The following is a 15,561-nucleotide window of genomic DNA, read 5'->3' on the forward strand; positions in this document are numbered from 1 at the left end:
AAAGCGTTTGCGTTGGTAGGCTTTGTTTGTTTAGCCGCGACTTTAGTCGTCGGACATTTTTACTCAAACAAACCCATTTGAATGGGTTTGAGCTTTGAGTCGGAACTTTAGTTCACGGCAAGTGCGTAAGTTCTGTCCCTATCAAATTCCGTTGATTACTCATAATAAAAGAACCCCACCGCGCAAGCCAACCGGGAAGCCATAGCTGCAAAGATTGGTGGGGTGAGGTTCTGGGAAATAGCGGGTAATTAACCGGATTTAATATTACTGATTAGTTGCTGTCTGTTGGCTATCAACATTTGCTGGGTTAGCAGAGAGTTGGGCTGCTGTTTGATAGTCTTGATTTGCACCGCTGCTATCTCCTAGCTTGGCACGGACATCACCCCGATAAGTGTAGGCGCTGGCATAATTGGGATTCCACCGAATCGCTTGAGTAAAGTCCTCAACCGCTCCTTGATGGTCGCCAAGTTTGTAGCGGATTTCCCCCCGATTAAAGTAGCCAATCCATTCTTCAGGATAAATTTGAATTGCTTGAGTAAAGTCCTCAATGGCTCCCTGAAGATCGCCTAGATGAGCGCGAACTTCTCCGCGGCTATTATAGAGGTGAGTAAAGGTGGGATTTAACCGAATTGCCTGGTTAAAGTCCTCAATCGCTGCCTGATGGTCGTGTATTTGATTGCGACTATGAGCGCGATTGATATATGCCGTTTCATGAGTAGGATCTAACCGAATCGCCTCGGTAAAGTCCGCGATCGCGCCTTGATAGTCCTTTGCTTGAACCTTCTCTAGACCCCGGTTATAAAATTTCTCAGCATCGATCTGGGTTGCCGATTTTTCAGGTAGCGGCAATTTAGTTTTTGGTGACGAATGGTCGTGCGATCCCCCAGGTGATGACGAATGGTCGTGCGCTCCCCCAGGCATTGCATAACTAGGAGCAACTAGCCCTCCCAATGCAGTAGCTATAACTATGGTAGCGATCGCTTTTTCAAACAAGTGCATTGCTTCTATTCTGAGTTCTTTGATTGGTTTATTCAGGTATTGAATGCTACAGCGCCGGTGCTGGGAGATTCTTCGCTGGTGCTGTAGTAATTGGATCTGGCCCACCTTGACCGACTTGGAACTGACCCATCATGTCGTGGTCTTCGTGAACCGAATTATGGCAGTGAGTCATATACTTACCCGTGTGGGGGCCAAATTTCCCTATCACACGTACTGACTCGTTTTCGCCAACATAAAAGACATCCTTCCAGCCTTTCTCATAGGCGAAAGGCGGCTTACCGTTACGGTCAAGAATTTGGGCATCAATAAGATGAAGGTGTATAGGATGAAACCAGCCCCCACTGTTGTTGTATAGACGCCAAATTTCGACATCGCCTATTTGTGGATTAGCATCGTCTCGGTTTCTATCCCAAGTCTTGCCATTAATCACCCATAACCCATTAGTACGCTCATACCTAAATTCGCGGGTTCGCACAGCCGAAGATGCGGAGATGGGCTGTACATACCGCAGAGTGCTGGGAATAGAGCTATCATCGTTCTCTCGACGCACCACATCAAAACGCATGATTTGGTCGGTTCCGTCGTAGTCGTCGTTATTGGGAAGTCCGAGATTTTGCAGAACTACTTTGGTTCCTACTGGGTACTTGGAAAAGTCGATAATAACTTCGTAGCGTTCTGCCATGCCAAGCCGCATATTTTTAACCCTAGCAGGCGCACTCATCAGCCCAGCATCAGTACCAATTACAACCAAATCATCGCCCGTGCTTAGTGCCAATTTGTAAGAACGCGAAATCGACCCATTTAAAATTCGGAAGCGATACTTGCGGTTTGCCACCTCCATGCGCGGCCAAGGCACACCATTGACTACGATAATGTCGCCCATTTGACTGTCCTCGCCTTGGTCGTCAAATATCAACCTGCCATCACTCCCAAACTGCTTATCCTGAATGATTAGCGGCACATCGTAGTCGCCCTTAGGTAGAGGCAAACCAAGTTCAAGGTCATCTTGAACTATATACAGTCCCGCCAACCCCATGTATACGTTCCGAGCAGTTTCGTGAACTGCATGGTCGTGATACCAAAGTGTAGCGGCGCGGTTATTAGGATAGATATAGTCCTTATATTGTCCCGGATAAGTCAAATCCTCAGCATACCCATCGTACTGCGGTAGGGATGCCATCCCGTGTAAATGTACTGAGGTTTCCGTACCGACATCATTGATAACGCGGACAACAGATTGCCTATCTTTGCGTTGTTTAATCGTCGGGCCAGGACTTATACCGTTATAACCCCAGACCTGGGTGGATTTCCCAGGTAAAATTCCTGCCTGTCCCTTTCGCATTGTGATTTGGTAGTAATCTGTAGTCGAGTCACTGCGTACAGGATTAAGAACCGGAGGAGTGCGGAAGGGAAGCGAAAAAGGCGTTACCCTCGGACTACCGGCATCTCCCGCGAAGCTACGACCTTGGAGTCCTATGGGCAGTAAGAGGGAGCCTCCTGCTAGCGCTCCCAGTTTTAACATCTCTCGTCTACTGATTCTTTTCATCATGTTCCTTTGGTAGTGTTCTCCTGACTGAAGCAATCCTGGTAAATGTACTGACTATGGAGGTGAGTAAAACTACCTATATCAGCTAAGTTATGCCAGCATTTACTTGGCAAACCTAGTAATCTCACGGAAACGCAAATCTCTTATTCGCGGAACTTACTAAGTAATTTCACAGTCTTATTCCAGCTTTGCAGCCGGATGTTAAAGAACAGGTATGAGTAGAGGTACGAGAGGCTGTAAAAGTTGTGTAAACTTATGTAAAACTTATGTAAACTCATGTAAAGGGCGTATAAATACGGGTTTATGGTATGACGGGAAGAGTCAGGCGATCGCTTCAGGCATCTACCCAAGGTGTTGAAAAAGCAAAAAAAGCTTTAATCCGCGACTCCTTATCGCAGAATGCTTTAGCAAAAGAGTTACTAATCACTCGTCAGACAGTTAGCAAATTTTTTAAAGGTGAGCGAGTTGATCGGCAGTATTTTGTGCAGATTTGCGAAAAGCTAGGGCTAGAGTGGGAAGAGATAGTGGCTAAGCCAAGCGTCGCGCTTGAACCTCAGACAGATAAGCTTGAGCAAAATGCTTCTCCTATTGACCTTATAGTGCAGGATTTGCGCCAAAAGGGAAGCGCCAACATTCAACAAAAATGCGGGACGATGCGAGTGTTAGATATGTCCCAACCGATTAATTTGAATAACATTTACACTAGCGTCAACGTCTTAGAAAAAATCTCTGGGCATAGACGGCTAGAAATTGCTAACCTAATAAAAATTTGTGTTCCAGAAGACTTTGATCGTCCAGGCTTTGGCAAAGTTTGCGAAGAACGAGTTTCAGGGATACGAGCTGTCGAAAAATATTCAAAACTGCTGGTTCTGGGAAAACCCGGAGCGGGAAAGACCACCTTTTTGAAGCACCTAGCAATTCAGTGCAACTTAGGGATAATTCAAGCTAATAAAATCCCAGTTTTTATCAGCTTGAAAAACTTTGCAGAAGCGAAAAATAAACCTAATTTATTGGAAAGCATAACTCAACAAGTTTCCGGGTTTTTAATTAATAGTGAGGAACTAATTAAAAAAATATTAATTCAAGGTAGATTTTTCATTTTACTCGATGGACTGGATGAAGTTAGAGAAAAGGATAGTACCAGGATCTTTAAAGAAATTTGTTATTTGTCCGAACATTTTTATGAAAACAGTTTTGTTATTACCTGTAGGCTGGCGGGGAAAGAATATACATTTGAACAGTTTACAGAGGTAGAAATTGCTGATTTTGACGATCAACAAATTTTTGCATTCGCTAAACATTGGTTTCAGCATAAATCTCCATCAAAAGCTGAATTATTTATCCAAAACATCAAAAGAAACCAGGCAATTAAAGAACTAGCTACAAATCCATTGCTTTTAACAATGCTATGCTTGGTTTTTGAAGAATTAGACAAATTTCCCTCAAATTACTTAGAAGTCTACAAAGAAGGAGTAGATGTTCTGCTGAAACACTGGGATGCTAAGCGAAATATTGAACGAGATAAACTATACAAAAATCTATCATTACAGTCCAAGGAAAATTTACTAAGTAAAATCGCCCTAATTACTTTTAAGCGTGGAGAATACTTTTTTAAACCAAAAGAGATAAAGCAACACATAACGGATCATATTCGGAATTTACCCGGAACTAATACTGATCCTGAAGCATTACAACTCGACAGCGAAGCAGTTTTGAAATCTATTGAAGCGCAACACGGGCTACTGGTAGAGCGTGCTAAAGGAATTTACTCTTTTTCTCACCTAACATTTCACGAATATTTTACGGCCAGAGCGATCGCTGATAATTTGGAAAAACTAAATTCAGAAGACACTTGGAAGTTTTTAGGGGAAAAAATCACTTATAAAAGTTGGCGGGAAGTTTTTTTACTAGCAGTCGGTATGTTGTCAAGTGGAGACAAGCTATTGCTGTTCATGAAACAAAATATTGATGCGCTCATCGCTCAAGATCAGGATTTGCAAAAATTCCTAGCTTGGGTAAACAAAAAGTCTTGTGCAGTCTCTTCAAACTTCAAACCAGTAATTGTTCGAGCATTTTATTTTGACCTTGACCTTGCCCGCGCTCATGGCGTTATTTGTGGTAGCCTTGACCTTGCCCGTGGCTTCGACAAGACCCTTACTCGCGCCCTTAGTCCTGACCTTAGCCTTGACCTGGCTCTTGACCGCGTTCTGTCCCTTGACTTTACGCTTGACCTGGCTCTTGATCCTGCCCGCGTCCATTCTGATGTGTTTAAGCGTGCGATTAATCATGCTAGTGCTATTGATTTTGGACGTGAAGGAAACAAAGATTCTCATAAAGTAGTTTCGCTAACATCATTAAGTGAATCGCTAGAGCAACTCAACAAGCAATTACCTCACTTTGATAAAGATAGAGAACAATTTAGAGCTTGGTGGAAAGCTAACGGTGGGGCTTGGATTGAAAAATTAAGAGCTGTGATAGTTAATTATTGCGACATAGGACATCATTGGCAGTTTAGTAATCAGCAAAAAGAAATGCTGAAGAAATACTATGAGGCTAATCAGTTGCTAGTGCATTGCCTAAACCGTGATTGTTATGTAACTCAGAGAGTGCGGCAGGAAATTGAAGAGACGATGTTGCTGCCGATTCTAGAGATTGAGCAATATAAAACTTCTTTATTGGAGCAGCGGCTTCCTTGAATATTAGTATAAACATGATAATACGGCATTCCTTGGGTAAGTAAACGATTCTTTTATGGGTAATAGAGCTTGCTTAAAATAGCATATATAAAAAAATCTAAAAACATAATATTTTTTTTAAGACTCAAGATTAATTTATACACATACATGAGATTTTTAGCCGTAAGTCTTAATAAGGCTCAAGTAGCGCGATAAAAAAAATGTCATTGGGTTGTATTTAATGACAATATGCTGAGGATTTGGCAAAAAGGTAGATATATTATAAGTAGAGAAAATCCTATCTTGAAAACAGAGAGAAGCATTACTGCGCTGGGGTTACTATCTGAAATTATGACTGTTGAGAAAAATGAAAAAAAGAATACAAAACCTAGCGTTTTTTGCGATCGCGTTTCTAGCAGGACTTAACCGACTCGGATCGAGGTTGTCAAAGAGAATTAAAAAAAGCATGGTAATGGTAGCGATCGCTGCAATTATCGTCTTAGCTGGACATACCGTAGCGGCGCAGGTATCGCCACCTGAACAGTCGCTAGCTTCGCTCAAAAGTGTACCGATCCCAGAGCCGGACAATCTGGGAGAATTTGTTAAGGATAAAACAGCTGCGATCGCACTCGGAAAAACTCTTTTTTGGGAGATGCAGGTAGGAAGCGATGGCCTCCAGTCTTGTGCTAGTTGCCACTTCAATGCCGGAGCTGACAACAGAGCAAAAAATCAGCTTCACCCAGGGCCATCGACAAATTTCACTTCCGGAACAGGGCCTAATTACACGCTGAAGCCGGAAGATTACCCATTCCACAAGCTGCAAAACCCAAATAACCGTTCCTCGAACGTTCTAGCCGACAGTAACGATATTACTGGTTCTCAGGGTGTCGATCTTACCAAATTCAACGACATCATTCCCGGTAGTGCTGTAGACAATGTAACCGTGCAGCCAGATCCAGTTTTCAATGTCAACGGAATCAACGTCCGTCAGGTAACAGGTCGCAACACACCAAGTACAATTAATGCGGTGTTCAACTTCCGCAACTTCTGGGATGGAAGGGCGCAAAATGATTTTAACGGAGTAAATCCCTTCGGATCGAGGGACAAAAATGCCTTTCTTTATAAAGCACCCACAAAACAGTCTTCGCTACAGCAAGTGAAAGTCAGCCTTAAGAATTCCTCTCTAGCATCGCAGGCGGTAGGCCCGCCACTCAGCGATGTTGAGGAATCTGGTACTGGTCGTGTTTTCGCCGATGTCGGACAGAAGTTTAATAGAGTCAAGACCAAGAAGCTTCCTAGAGAAACTGGTAAAAAGCTAAAGTTCTTACCTCCCCTGGCAAAGCAACTTGTGCATCCTGAAGACAGCGTTCTCGGTAAATATAGCAACTGGCCGCAACCAGGTTTGAAGCAGAAGAGCTACGAAGCTATGGTTAAAGAAGCCTTTAAGCCGGAATGGTGGGACTCTCAGCAGATTATCAAAGTTGATACTGACGGTAGCCGGATCTTAAAACAACCGCAGGGAGCTTTAGCTACCGACGAGTTCACGTTGATGGATTACAACTTCTCGCTGTTTATGGGACTTTCCATTCAACTGTATGAATCAACTCTAGTTTCCGATAATACGCCTTTCGACCAATACATGGAAGGAAATAGCAATGCTTTAACTTCCCAGCAGAAACTAGGGAAACAGCTGTTTGAGGGTAAAGCTAAGTGCGTTAATTGTCACGGTGGAGCCGAGTTCACCAACGCTTCTGTAAGAAACGTGCAGAACGAACGACTCGAACGTATGGTGATGGGCGATAACGGTGTTGCTGTTTATGACAACGGCTTTTACAACATTGCTGTTAGACCTACCCAGGAAGATTTAGGCGTGGGCGGTAAAGATCCGTTTGGAAACCCGCTTTCAGAGTCGCGACTGGCTCAGAATGGACAGTTCAACGATCCCAATCTGAGTCCGCCTATTAGTGCGACTGAAAGAGTGGCTGTCGATGGAGCTTTTAAAACACCCGGACTGCGGAATATAGCGCTTACAGCTCCTTACTTTCATAATGGTGGGCAACTGACTCTGCGGCAGGTAGTGGATTTTTACAATCGGGGTGGAGATTTCCACGAAACTAATATCCAAAACCTAGACCCAGATATCGAAAACTTGGGGCTAAGCGAATCGGAAAAAGATGCGCTAGTGGCTTTCATGAACGGTCTAACTGATGCGCGAGTTCGCAATCAGAGCGCACCTTTTGACCATCCACAGTTGTTTATTGCTAACGGACATCCGGGGGATCAAAACTCTGTTACTAATGACGGTTCTGGGAAAGCAACGACTGCTTTGTTGGAACTCCCCGCTGTTGGGCGTAATGGCGGTAGTCCTCTAGCAAGTTTTCTGGAAAATTCTGCTCCCACTGCTGCCCAAAGTCCGACTCCCGTTCAACCAACCTCTAATCCGCTTGAGGGTAGTATAACTCAGCAGGACTGTCCTCCTAACTCTACTCTGCAATTTGTAGCTGGAGGCTATGTTTGCATGAGTAATTAAACTATCTGTGAGAATTCCTGTTAAAGGTGCAGGAGTTAAGGTAGTAGATGCCCAGTTTCTCAACGAAACTGGGCTTTGTGTTTAATAATGGGGTAGGCAGGAAAAACTGTCCTTATTTAACGAAACATTAAATAACGTGATTAAAGTTAAATTTAACACGTTGTGTACGGTAGTTTTCTCTTTTTCCTCTAACTTCTACTCGATGAATTACGGCGTAGGCAAGTTCTAACTTATCGTCAAAGATTTGCCTTCCTAATTCATCTTTTTTAATGTGCTGCACTCTAATTAAATAGATGTATTCTCTGTATTTACTTACTTTAATATAGTTTTATTTTTTCGCGCCGACTTACTTAATAACACGCTTAGCCCAATCAGTTATAACTAATTCATAGTTTTTAGTTCTAGCTTAGGTGAGGCTCCTCAACCCAACAAATCTTAAATTTTAGATTTTTAACTCTAAGTGAACCCGATTGCAGCATTAACTTACTGGTTACAAAATCTAGCAGTTCCTTTATTAACTGTAAAATTTTATGCTTCCGAGACGTTCTATAAACGTCTCGGAGCAACGGCAGACTCGCCAGAACCTCTACAAGGATTGCTAGTTCACAAAGCAGTTAATAACTGAAGTAATTCAGTAGATAAATCTACCGCATTCTTCTGCTGCTTTGTAAATAAAACTCCAGCCAAAAGATAGATATCTGACGAGTAAAAAGCCAGATTACTTTTTTGCATCTCAGCAATCCAATTTTTTACCTTTGGTTCAGAACTGTAATAGCCAAACTTTAGGGGAGAAACAATGAAATTAGAAACCGAGTAATCTATTGATCTCGCATAATTAATCAAACCTATTGGATTTGAATAACTAGAAGCCATGACTAATACGTTTGTGTAACCAAGCTCTAAAAGCTTTTTGGTTACAGTTATTCCATCAATCCCTCCATGTAACAGAGGTTGATAAATGTTGTTATCTAATGCAGGTAAGTAGGGCGGATTGGATATTAAAAATTCCGCTTTTGGTTGGGAAGCATCAAACAAGCATTTATTGTGTATCTTATAGTGTTGGCTAACTTCATATTTATCAATTTTTGCTTGCGCCGCTTCACTAGCCAACCTATTTAGTTCAAATCCATGTATGACTCCCTCAAAGTTTGTTCTCAGCAATGCCTGAATAACTGGACTTCCGTCTCCTGAACCAAATTCAACAATTGACTCTGACGCAATACAATTATTTAAAACTAATGTTTCTATCGAGTGTGCATAAAAGTTAGATTCTTCTGGGCAGAAGAAGATATCTTTCAACGGCTTGGATGAGAGGAGCATTTAAGTATTTATTAAGTAAACAACTATTACAAAATCTAAGATGTTAAGAGTTATACTGCCATCTATCGTTCGGATTATACCCAAAGGTATTACCATTACTTATACTTTTAATGTAAATTTGTTATTAGGCTATTAATTAAATCGAGCTAATATAAATTTCAAAGTATATTTTAAATAAAAAAATATCCAAATAATAGTTGCAGATTTTTGGACAATATTTCAGCAGCTTAGTATTTTAGTAAATCAGCGAAATTTATTTTTTTAATATAAATTAAATACTTTTTGCTTGGGTTTCCGTGGGTATTATGATGAAAAGGTTCTATACCTACTGCCTAAATTACGCCCAGAGATGCAATAATACCAGCATAATTACCCTAACTAAAAAGGTGTTTTTATGGGCAATAAGGACAGAAATCAAGAAATTGCGGAAGTTTATCGTAGCCTTTTCATTCAACACGGAGCCTCAGCGCATGGGGTTCGTTGGGATGACGAATTCCAGCAGATGTTAAGGCTGAAAATATTGCTGGGAATTGCGGATATATCAAATACAAAAATTCTTGACTTTGGCTGCGGGTATGGTCAGATGCTCAATTATTTAAAGCAGCAGAACATCAATGTAGACTACACGGGGATAGACCTAGTTGATGAATATCTGGAATTTGGTCGGCAAAACTATCCTGAAGCCAGATTTTGCCAGCAGCAAAACATCGAAAACGAAACTTTTGATTACATTTTTTTAAGCGGTTTGTTTACAGCCGACAGAGGCGACGACTGCCGAAAATTTTGGCAAGATACAATTCGCTGGTGCTTTTCAAGAGCCAGTAAGGGAATTGCCTTTAATATGTGGTCTAAATATGCCGAGTTCCATATGGAAAAACGTTATTACGAAGATCCGGGTGAAGTCTTCCGGTTTGTCAAGCAACTGGATATTCGCTGCAACCTGACGATTCGCAACGACTACATTACCCCGCAAGATCGTTTCTCGCCCCACGATTTTACAGTGTATTTACAAAAGTGAGTAATTGCCTAGTGCTATTGGTATAGATTCCTACCTGTCAACCTTAAGACTGATGTAGCCCGGTTTGTGCTGAATTAATTTACTTAATAAAAGTACACATTTCCAAAAAATGTAATTCACCTGTAGAGGTGAAGGGTTTTTCATTAGCAAATTTAAGGAGTAGCAGCAATGCAATTGAAGCAAATAAGTGAGCAAGTTGTCGCCGTAGTTGGGGCGAGCAGCGGTATTGGGCGGGAAACAGCTTTGCAATTTGGTAACCGGGGTGCAAAACTGGTAGTCTCGGCTCGCAGTGAGTCAGGGCTAAAGTCTTTGGTGGAAGAGATTAAGAGCTTTGGCGGTGACGCAACATTTGTAATTGCTGATGTCAGCGATTTTGAGCAGGTAAAAGCGATCGCAGACTATACCGTTTCACATTATGGGCGACTCGATACTTGGGTGCATTGTCCCGCCACCGCCGTCTTTGCCACCTTCGACAACACAACACCGGAAGAGTTTAAGCGTGTCATCGATGTTACCCTGATGGGGCAAGTATACGGCGCAATGGCTGCACTACCCCACCTGAAACGCGAGGGAAGGGGAGCGCTGATCCACGTTTCCTCAGTGGAGGGCAGGCGAGCTTTACCATACCAGAGTTCCTACTCCTCTGCAAAGCACGGTGTTGAGGGCTTTCTGGAAGCTTTGCGCGTTGAGTTAGAACACGAAAAATACCCTATCAGCGTCACGAGTATCAAGCCATCGGTAATTAACACGCCTTTCTACAACAACGGTCGTACCAAGTTAGGCGTGAAGCCAACGGGGATACCGCCCTACTACGATGCCAGTATTGTCGCCGATGCCATCCTCTACACTGCCGAAAACCCAACTCGTGATTTCATCGTGGGCGATGTCGGCAAGATATTAGATGTGCTTCAGCGCCTCTCCCCCGGATTAGTGGATCAAATTTTGCTGCTCGTTGGGTTCCAGTTCCAGAAAACCAACGAGCCAAAGTCTGAAGACGCGCCAGATAATCTCTACGAACCCATCCCAGCTCACGACAAAGTTGAGGGAGACTTTGACAACCTGGAGATACCAAGCTTCACAGACTGGCTGGATAAAAATCCGCCGCTCAAGTGGGGCGCTTTAGCAGCGGCGGCTTTAGGAGTCGCAGCAGTATTAGGGTGGCATCCAGGGAATGATGTTTAAACAAAGTCGCCGTAGCAGTTACTAAATTTCTCCCCTGACACATAGCAATTTAATACCCCCGAAAGAGTAAACCTCGATACTAACTGGGCTACTGTCATAAAAAGAAACATCACAATCTAACGAAAAAACAGTTTGTAGCAGCAACATATTTTTTGCCTACAGACTGCCCTCAAATTTTAAAAAAAGTAGGAGCAAAAATCCATGAGCGACGGACAAAATCCAGTGCTACCAGAAGAGCCAAAAGAAGCTGAACCTGGAAGAGGTGCGCCAGGAGATAATCATGTTGGTGTTCAAATGGCACAAAACCCATTTGTTAATGCCCCGGATGCCGTGATTCCTTCTAATAATGACATCGAACTCAATAAACATCAAATTGAGGCTTTCCACGAGCAAGAAGAAGGTACTGGATTAGATACTACTGGTGGCTATGTTATTGATGAGGCAGGTAAAATTGACAACTTTGCAATTGAGCCTCAGATGTATGTAGAGGAAAAGTAGAATTATCTAACAATAGGGTGCGTTAAACGCTTAACGCACCCTATTGATTAAGCCGAAGCTCTCTCAAAGCGTTTATTCACTTCATTCCAATTAACTACATTCCACCAAGCATTTAAATAATCAGCTCGCTTGTTTTGATATTTCAAATAATAAGCGTGTTCCCAAACATCATTACCCATAATGGGATACATTCCTTCCATCAAAGGACTATCCTGATTTGCCGTACTTACAACTTGCAATTTACCATCTTTTCCCCTCACTAACCAAGCCCAACCACTGCCAAAACGTTTACTACCCGCTTCGTTGAATTGCTTTTTGAAAGCATCAAAACTGCCAAAAGTTTGATTAATCGCATCGGCAATTTTTCCGGTTGGCTCTCCACCCGCATTCGGTGCCATGATTTCCCAGAACATTGTATGATTCACATGACCGCCGCCGTTGTTGCGAACTGTTGTACGAATATCCTCTGGTACGGTGTTGAGATTGCTAATTAATTCTTCAGCGCTTTTGCCTTGAAGCTGCGGATACTTATTCACAGCTTCATTCAGATTTTTCACATAGGCAGCATGGTGTTTATCGTGGTGAAATTGCATCGTCGCTGCATCAATGTGGGGTTCCAGAGCTTTGTAGTCATAAGGTAAAGGCGGCAGGGTAAAAGTATCTTTTGTTTGAGCCGTTGGAGACGCCGGAGCCTGCTTTGCATTGCTTTCTTGGGTGCTTTGAGCTGAGCAAGCAGATGGGAAGGCTCCTATGGCAACTGCGCCCGTAGTGGCACCTAACAAAAATAGAAAATTACGACGATTTAGAGCCATAGTTGTGTAAACATTGAGAGTTTATTAGGTCTTTTATTCAAATTTACAACAACTTGCTGCCTGAAGTACCTCTATTTTAAGAATTTATATAATAAGTAAACTTTTCCCAAACTTAAAACGTAGACTCTACACCGATGCGGAAAGTTAAACCGGGTTGATAAATTCTATTTGCTTTTTCGTAACTCACATCTGCTAAATTTTCTAGATAAACTATTAAACCCAAGTTTCTAGTCACTGGAATTCTACCGCTTAAATCCAAATTCAGGTAAGGTGGCGAGAAATCTCTTGGATTCTCACCAGCATTATTAAAGAAGGCTCTACGTGCGCCACTGTAGTAACTCGCATATAGATTAATCTGCCACCCGCCAGAGTTATAACCTACACCTAATTGCCCTACAGAGTAGGGAATCAAGCCTAATTGTAAGCCTTTTTCTACACCTGTCTCTATTCGTGCATCTGTATAAGTGTAATTAACAAAGGTTGACCACTCGCGATTTATTTGCCACTTAATTGCTGCTTCTAAACCATTGGTGTTCACCAAGCCAATATTAGCCCATCTGCCTGCTATGATTCCCAATCTGTCATTTAAACTACTACCGAAGTAAGTAAACTGTCCTGTCAAATTTCTAGAAAAATTAATATCTACTCCAGCCGTCCAAGATGAGCCTGTTTCGGGATTCAAATCCGGGTTAGGCAACCAGTTATGAACTGTGTCGAAAATATACAATTGATCTAATCCAGGATTGCGTTGTACAGATGCCCAACTACCGCGTACAGCAACGGCTGGAGTTATATTCCAACGTACCCCCGCGGTGGGGTTTAAATAACTGCCAAATTCACTATCAAAATTTTGTCGTATTCCTAAGTCTGTTTGAAATGTATCGGTGATATTCCAAGTATTTAAAGCGAATAAGGCTGTATGGAACCTGTCTCTATTTTCAGTTTCATTCAAGGCGCTTAGATTAGGGGCTGTACTCAAAGAATCACCAGTTAAATAGCTATTTTTTACATCTAATCCCCAAATTAGTTTATTACTAGGAGATGTTTGCCACTGATGTTCTACTCTCCCTGTAACTGCTTGGGAATCTAAGGTGCCAGTACGATAAAAAATGTTTTGGGTTGGGCCATAGGTGTTGAAGTAATCTCGGTTGTATCCTAGAGTAGCTCTGAGTACAGAATCTTTGTTTTCTCCTAATAAACTTCTCCAAGATAAACCTACATTTAAGACATCATGATCTAGTCTGTCTCTTTGTAAAGGAAATCCGAAATAAAGTAGGCCGCGACGACTGCTAATTGCATAAGCGTCTAAGCTAAGGGTGTTTCTGGAATCTAAATCAAGGGCGATACCACCGAAGTAATTGCTAGTAGCAGTGTCTCCATTAAATAAAAGACCTTCTGCATCACGATTCGCTGCACCTTTAGGGACAGGATAACGGTTATCTGCTGCGTATTTTTCATATCCAAGGTTGAATCTTAAATTCGCAGCAGAACCGCCATAGCTGACGCGATAGTTAGATTGATTGTAAGAGCCATATTGGACTGTAGCATTGAGTCTGGGAACTTCTTGAGCTTGTTTGGTGACGATATTGACAACTCCTCCAAAAGCTTCTGAACCGTACAAGGTGGTACTGGTGCCGCTGGATAATTCTACTCTTTCAATTGCCTCTACCGGAATGCTGTTTAGGTCAGTAGTGCCATGATAAGTATTAATATTATTGCCAATTGGTCTACCATTCAGTAGAAAGACAGACTGATTAATGGAGTGTCCCCGGTAGTAAGTTCCTGTGTGAATATCTGCGCCATAACCAGCATCGTTGACGGCGAATCCAGGTAGTCCTTTCAATATTTCCGCTGCACTATTTGAGCCTTGTTTTTGAATTTCTTCGGCGTCAATTTCGTATATTGGTGTAGACTGAGGAAGATTATTTTCTTCTGTATCGTTGATTATTACCCGTTCTGGTAACTCATTTTTGTCAGTTTGAAGTGGAGGCTGATTTGCTGTTTCAGTAGTTTCTTCGTTTGAAGCGGTGGTCTCTGGGGTAGCGGTAAAGCTGAAAACAAAATTGCCCTTATTCTGCTTTATTTCTCCTTTAGGTACGCCATTACTTCCAGTTACAACTACTCGGATGCTGTTAGCATCGAGAGGAGTAACGGATACTAATGTAACTTGGTTGGTAGGGTTGGAAATGCTAAAGCGATCGCTATCTCGTAAACGCAATTTTGCATTAATAATATCAGCTACAAAAGTTTCCCCATAGGTGGAGGTTAGCACTTGAGAAACCGTGCCACTTTTGGTTTCTAAAATAACCTCAATGCCGCTAGATATTGGCTGAATTTTAACGCCAGTTACTTGCGTAACCTCAGCATGAATCGGTGCTATCGATAATACTATAGCTCCGGCTATGGACAATCCATTAAATAATAGCTGATTTTTCACAATGTATCCTCACACAAAAAGACCATAAATAATTTGGGGCAGCTTTAAAAGTTAGGAGTTAGTAACTCCTGATTTTTAACTTTGATAGCAATGCTAAGTAAGACAGGCAGGTGAGCTTTTCGCCGGAATCTCGCCTGCGCTACAAAGAAATATTTCACAGTTCCTGCAAGGACTGTTATATTACATCCAGCCTTTTTCCGATTTCTCTAGAACGTAAGCGGCTACGTCTTCTATCTGTTCGTCGTTTAAGCGACCTTTAAAAGCAGGCATGGCATTTTTTCCATTCTGTACCTGAGTGACAATAGCCTCAATTGAATTCATGTTGTACTTCTGTAAAGCCTCTTTCTGTAGAGTTTTGGCAGCAATAACAACATTGCGCCCTCCCTGATGACAGGCGGCACAATTGGCACTAAAAATTTTGGCTCCGCTAGCCGCGTCTGCTGCGAAAGCAGGACTAGCGAAGGCAAGGAGAATAAATGCCGCTATAACTATGACTGAAAATAACTTTCTCAAGCTGCTCCTCCTCACTCGGCGCGTGCCAAAG

11 protein-coding genes are annotated in these 15,561 nt (G+C 42.3%); 5 read left to right on the plus strand and 6 right to left on the minus strand.

Annotated elements, in window-relative coordinates; all coding sequences use genetic code 11:
- Positions 1-264: 264 nt before the first annotated feature.
- Both H6F74_RS19580 and H6F74_RS19585 read right to left on the minus strand, forming a co-directional pair.
- Positions 265-999: a tetratricopeptide repeat protein gene (locus H6F74_RS19580; protein ID WP_190443870.1), complete on the minus strand. Its 735-nt coding sequence runs from the start codon at positions 997-999 to the stop codon at positions 265-267.
- A gap of 46 nt (positions 1,000-1,045) precedes the next feature.
- The gene (locus H6F74_RS19585; RefSeq protein WP_190444097.1) at positions 1,046-2,545 is read right to left on the minus strand and encodes a multicopper oxidase domain-containing protein; all 1,500 of its coding nucleotides are present in this window, start codon (positions 2,543-2,545) and stop codon (positions 1,046-1,048) included.
- Positions 2,546-2,853: 308 nt separating this feature from the next.
- Here H6F74_RS19585 and H6F74_RS19590 point away from each other — a divergent pair, with 308 nt between their 5' ends.
- Both H6F74_RS19590 and H6F74_RS19595 read left to right on the plus strand, forming a co-directional pair.
- Entirely contained in the window at positions 2,854-5,241 is a 2,388-nt protein-coding gene (locus H6F74_RS19590) for an NACHT domain-containing NTPase (protein ID WP_190443871.1), read from the plus strand.
- Between the two features lie 346 nt (positions 5,242-5,587).
- The gene (locus H6F74_RS19595; RefSeq protein WP_190443872.1) at positions 5,588-7,750 is read left to right on the plus strand and encodes a cytochrome c peroxidase; all 2,163 of its coding nucleotides are present in this window, start codon (positions 5,588-5,590) and stop codon (positions 7,748-7,750) included.
- A 603-nt stretch (positions 7,751-8,353) separates the two neighbouring features.
- Here the strand turns inward: H6F74_RS19595 and H6F74_RS19600 are convergent.
- Positions 8,354-9,070 carry a methyltransferase gene (locus H6F74_RS19600; protein WP_190443873.1) on the minus strand — a complete coding sequence of 239 codons (717 nt, stop codon included), beginning with the start codon at positions 9,068-9,070 and terminating at the stop codon, positions 8,354-8,356.
- A 394-nt stretch (positions 9,071-9,464) separates the two neighbouring features.
- Here H6F74_RS19600 and H6F74_RS19605 point away from each other — a divergent pair, with 394 nt between their 5' ends.
- From H6F74_RS19605 to H6F74_RS19615, 3 genes are all read left to right on the plus strand, one after another.
- On the plus strand, positions 9,465-10,088 hold the full coding sequence (locus H6F74_RS19605) for a class I SAM-dependent methyltransferase (protein WP_190443874.1): 624 nt from the start codon (positions 9,465-9,467) through the stop codon (positions 10,086-10,088).
- Positions 10,089-10,256: 168 nt separating this feature from the next.
- A complete protein-coding gene (locus H6F74_RS19610) occupies positions 10,257-11,270 on the plus strand; it encodes an SDR family oxidoreductase (RefSeq protein WP_190443875.1) in 1,014 nt (337 codons plus the stop codon).
- Positions 11,271-11,471: 201 nt separating this feature from the next.
- Positions 11,472-11,768, plus strand: a complete 297-nt coding sequence (locus H6F74_RS19615) for a hypothetical protein (protein WP_190443876.1) — start codon at positions 11,472-11,474, stop codon at positions 11,766-11,768.
- Between the two features lie 47 nt (positions 11,769-11,815).
- Here H6F74_RS19615 and H6F74_RS19620 read toward each other — a convergent pair whose 3' ends face one another.
- The 3 genes from H6F74_RS19620 to petJ all read right to left on the minus strand — a co-directional run bounded on the left by H6F74_RS19620 (position 11,816) and on the right by petJ (position 15,530).
- Positions 11,816-12,580: a superoxide dismutase gene (locus H6F74_RS19620; protein WP_190443877.1), complete on the minus strand. Its 765-nt coding sequence runs from the start codon at positions 12,578-12,580 to the stop codon at positions 11,816-11,818.
- A gap of 112 nt (positions 12,581-12,692) precedes the next feature.
- Entirely contained in the window at positions 12,693-15,017 is a 2,325-nt protein-coding gene (locus tag H6F74_RS19625; protein ID WP_199301435.1) for a TonB-dependent receptor, read from the minus strand.
- Between the two features lie 180 nt (positions 15,018-15,197).
- Entirely contained in the window at positions 15,198-15,530 is a 333-nt protein-coding gene (gene petJ / locus H6F74_RS19630) for a cytochrome c6 PetJ (RefSeq protein ID WP_190443878.1), read from the minus strand.
- Positions 15,531-15,561: the final 31 nt, after the last annotated feature.

The sequence above is a fragment of the Trichocoleus sp. FACHB-90 genome (assembly GCF_014695505.1).
Taxonomy (GTDB): domain Bacteria; phylum Cyanobacteriota; class Cyanobacteriia; order Cyanobacteriales; family FACHB-T130; genus Funiculus; species Funiculus sociatus.